Raw genomic sequence first — 4368 nt, 5'->3', positions numbered from 1 at the left:
GGATAATATAGTAAATGAAATAGAAAATAAAGAATAATAAAAAAATGGAAGTTAAACTTCCATTTTTTTATGTTGCATAATCATATTCAATTTCATGGCTTTTAAATATTTCGTCTAATTCCTTGATATCAATGGTTTCCTGCTCAATAAGAGTTTCGGCTATATCCTTAAGTATATTGATATTTTCTTCAATTATCTCTAAGGCTTTTTTATATGCTTCGTCTGTTATATCCTTTATCTCCAATCTAATTGAATCATAATTATATCTTATATACACATCATCTAAAGCCAATGTTCCTAGAGGACTCATACCATAACTACATACCATTCCTCTTGCTATAGATGTAGCACTGTTTAGATCATCTTTTGCTCCAGTAGTAACTTCCTTAAATATTATCTCTTCTGCGGCTCTTCCAGCTAGTAAACATATTATTTTATTTTCTAGCTCGTTTTTAGTTAGCAGATATCTATCTTCATCAGGAAACTTTAATACATATCCTAAGGCTTTACCTCTAGGAATAATAGATATTTTTTGTACTATATCTGTGTTTAAAATTTTAGATACTAAGGCATGACCTGCCTCATGAAAAGCTACTATTTTCTTTTCCTTAAGCATAACAGAAGGATTTTTTAATTCTAATCCTGCAATTACCCTCTCAATTGCTGCATCAAATTCTAAGGATGAAATAATCTTTTTATTATTTCTTACAGCAATAATAGCAGCTTCATTAGCAATATTAGCTAATTGTGCACCTGATAAACCAGTAGTTTTTTTCGCTAGTTCATTAAGATTTAGACTTTTATCTAGGGGTTTATCGTCTGTGTGAACTTTTATAATTTTTTCCCTAGCAGACATATTTGGATTGCCTATATATATATGTCTATCAAATCTTCCAGGTCTGAGTAAGGCTTCATCCAAAAGATCCAGTCTATTTGTAGCTCCTATGATAATTACTGTATCATCGGAGTTAAAACCATCTAACTCAACAAGTAATTGATTTAATGTTTGATCTTTTTCATTATTTGATTCCGAATTTCTCTTAGTACCTATGGCGTCAATTTCATCAATAAAGATAATACTAGGTGAGTCTTTTTTTGCCTTTTCAAAAAGAGTGCGCACTCTTTTTGCACCTACCCCTACATACTTCTCCACAAATTCTGAACCACTTGCATATAAAAAATTGGAATTTGTTTCCCCAGCTACAGCTTTAGCTAAAAGAGTTTTCCCAGTTCCTGGTGGTCCATGAAAGAGTATACCTTTTGGAATCTTAGCACCCATTTTTTTGTATTTAAAAGAGTGATTGATAAAATCTATAGTTTCTTGAAGCTCTTCTTTAATTTCTTCTAATCCAGCCACATCTTTGAATGAAATATTAGATATATCATTCTTCCTATCATTATCCTTATCGACAGTTAATATGGAAGGCACCAATTGAGGCTTTGTACTGTAATCTACATAATATACTAATAGAATCGCTGTAATAGACCATACAATGATTCTATCTCTAGTTTTAATATTTTCTAAACCTTCTATAGATAAAAAATATTGGAATACAAGCACCATAGATGCAAGAATCCCCAATATTAGAAAAAAGAGAACCACATTTTTCTTTTTCAATATATCCCCTCCCAGATTTTTTCTAATATTAGTTTAACCATTTAATCTTTTTATATAAAAAATTTGACAAAGCAATATATTTAACATATAATGACATAGTAATTAAAAATAGAGTTTAAAGTAGAAGTGTCCTTCTCACCTTATAGTATAAACAACTTTTAAGGTCAGTATATAAACAAACAAAATTAACTGTATTCTTGTATAGACAAGGATAGCTATATTTGTGGAACTAAGCGGACACTTTGTGTCCGCTTTATTTTTTTAAAAAAATTAGGAGGTGCTGGATTATTAAAGAACTTCAAATTAATGAAGAGATTAGGGAAAGGGAAGTTAGATTAATTGATAAGGACGGAGAGCAGTTGGGAGTTGTCCCAATAAGAGAAGCATTAGATAAGGCTCATGAAAGAAAACTAGATTTAGTCAAAGTCGCTCCAAATGCTAAGCCCCCTGTATGCAGGATTATGAATTATGGTAAGTATAAATATGAGATGACTAAAAAGCAAAAAGAAGCAAGAAAGAAACAAAGAGTTATTAATGTAAAAGAAATACGTATGACTCCAAATATAGAGGAACATGATTTAAATGTAAAAGCTCGACAAGCTAATGGATTTTTGGATTCTGGAGATAAGGTTAAAGTTTCCGTTAGATTTAGAGGTAGAGAAATGGGTCATACTAATATAGGTAGAACTGTATTAAATAACTTTGCAGATTTGACTAAAGGACATGGGGTTATAGATAAGAGAGCAAGATTAGAAGGAAGAAATATGGTAATGTTTCTGGCCCCAAAAACAGAGTAATTGAGGAGGAAATATAATGGCAAAAATGAAAACACATAGAGGTTCAGCAAAGAGGTTTAAAAGAACTGCATCAGGAAAATTAAAAAGGCATAAGGCTTATAAAAGTCACTTAACAGGTAAAAAATCACCAAAGAGAATTAGAGAACTAAGAAAGTCTGCTTTAGTAAGTAAGGGAGACTACAAAAGAATTAACTCAATGCTACCATAGAATTATTAAATTATAGGAGGAAGACAACAATGGCAAGAGTAAAAAGAGGAACAAATGCTAGAAGAAGACATAAAAAGGTATTAAAACAAGCTAAAGGTTATTATGGTGCTAAAAGCAAATTATTTAAACCAGCTAATCAAGCTGTTATGAAATCATTAAATTATGCTTATATAGGAAGAAAACAAAAGAAAAGAAACTTTAGAAAATTATGGATTACTAGAATAAATGCTGCAACAAGAGCAAATGGTATGAGTTATAGTAGATTTATAAATGGACTGAAGAAAGCCGATATTGAAATTAATAGAAAAATGCTATCAGAGATGGCTATTCATGATGCAGAAGGATTCACACAACTAGTTGAAATTGTAAAAAACAATTAAGACCACTAGATATTAAATTAATTTGATTAAATGTATAAACTTTAAGTATAGAAGTTCCTGCTGGGAACTTTTTTCTTTTTAATTTAAATATTATGTTTAGGGGGTACCGTATGTGATAGAGATAAGATCATCTAAAAATCAGATTATCAAGGAAATTAAAAGTCTTTATAGAAGAAGAAACAGATGGAAAAATAATTTATATATTATTGAAGGCATAAAAATTGTAGATGAGGCTATATCCCATGGAATAGATTTTAAATATATATTATTTACAGACAAATTGATGACTACAAAACAGGGTATAGGGATCTACAATAAAATAAGGGAAAAAGAAAATATTATAAAGACCAATGAGAGTATATTTCAAGAAGTTTCAGATACTGATAACCCCCAAGGAATATTGGCTGTAGTAAAGTTTAAAGAGCGAGATGTAGAATTGTCTTATAGTATGGAGACACCTTTTCTTCTTTTCTTAGATGGAATCCAAGACCCAGGGAATATGGGGACCATAATTAGAACAGGTGATGCCTTTAATATTGATGGAATTATACTAGGGAAAGGTAGTGTAGATCCGTATAATCCGAAGGTAGTTAGATCTACTATGGGTTCAATATTTAGAACCCCTTTATATTTTTGTGGAGACAATATAAAGTATTTGAATAAAGTTAGAAAATCTGGAATAAGTGTTTTAACTACTACTATGAAAGGCAAAGCTATATATGAAGGGAATTTGGGTAGGGCTCTACTACTAGTGATAGGTAATGAATCTTCAGGAGTTAGTCAAGACATAGTTGAAATATCGGATGAAAATGTAACTATACCTATACTTGGTAAGGCAGAGTCATTGAATGCTGGAATAGCAGCCTCTATAATAATGTATGAAGCAATGAAATCACGGCATTAATACCCCTTGAGGTTCAGAAATAATGATGTTATAATCGTATTTATACATATAAAAGAATAATTTATATACAATATTTTTAACATTTGCGGAGGGAATATTATGAAGGAAAAGTTAGAGCAAATTCGTTCTTTAGCCTTAAAGTATATGGATGATATCTCCAATCTTAAAGAGCTAGATGATTTGAGAATAAAGTTTTTAGGAAAAAAAGGAGAACTCACTAAGGTTTTAAGGGATATGGGAAAATTATCCCCTGAAGAAAGACCTGTTATGGGAAAATTAGCAAATAATATTAGAAGTGAAATAGAGGAAGAAATAAATTCTACAAAAGAGCAAATGCAGACTAAATTAAAGGAAAGAAAATTAAAAGAGGAAAAAATAGATATTACTATATCAAGCAAAAGTCAAAATATAGGCCATAGACATCCTTTACTATCTACAATTAAGGAGTTAGAAGACCTGTT

The 4368-nt window shown here is 30.5% G+C and carries 6 protein-coding genes; 5 read left to right on the top strand and 1 reads right to left on the bottom strand.

Annotated elements, in window-relative coordinates:
• Positions 1-67: 67 nt before the first annotated feature.
• Positions 68-1618, bottom strand: a complete 1551-nt coding sequence (locus tag VK071_10870; protein HLR35812.1) for an AAA family ATPase — start codon at positions 1616-1618, stop codon at positions 68-70.
• Positions 1619-1860: 242 nt separating this feature from the next.
• On the opposite strand from VK071_10870, the gene infC reads away from it, so the two are divergent.
• From infC to pheS, 5 genes are all read left to right on the top strand, one after another.
• Entirely contained in the window at positions 1861-2415 is a 555-nt protein-coding gene (gene infC, locus VK071_10865; protein ID HLR35811.1) for a translation initiation factor IF-3, read from the top strand.
• 16 nt (positions 2416-2431) lie between these two features.
• The gene (gene rpmI / locus VK071_10860; GenBank protein HLR35810.1) at positions 2432-2623 is read left to right on the top strand and encodes a 50S ribosomal protein L35; all 192 of its coding nucleotides are present in this window, start codon (positions 2432-2434) and stop codon (positions 2621-2623) included.
• 29 nt (positions 2624-2652) lie between these two features.
• On the top strand, positions 2653-3003 hold the full coding sequence (rplT, locus tag VK071_10855) for a 50S ribosomal protein L20 (GenBank protein HLR35809.1): 351 nt from the start codon (positions 2653-2655) through the stop codon (positions 3001-3003).
• 112 nt (positions 3004-3115) lie between these two features.
• Positions 3116-3907 (top strand): RNA methyltransferase, encoded by a 792-nt coding sequence (locus VK071_10850; protein ID HLR35808.1) that lies wholly within the window; start codon positions 3116-3118, stop codon positions 3905-3907.
• A gap of 99 nt (positions 3908-4006) precedes the next feature.
• Positions 4007-4368: phenylalanine--tRNA ligase subunit alpha (pheS, locus tag VK071_10845; GenBank protein ID HLR35807.1), on the top strand; the 362-nt coding region annotated here is incomplete at its 3' end.

It is taken from the genome of Tissierellales bacterium, from assembly GCA_035301805.1.
Lineage (GTDB): Bacteria > Bacillota > Clostridia > Tissierellales > DATGTQ01 > DATGTQ01.
The sequence above is the reverse complement of the archived record's forward strand: the minus strand, read 5'-3'. Positions and strand labels throughout refer to the sequence as shown.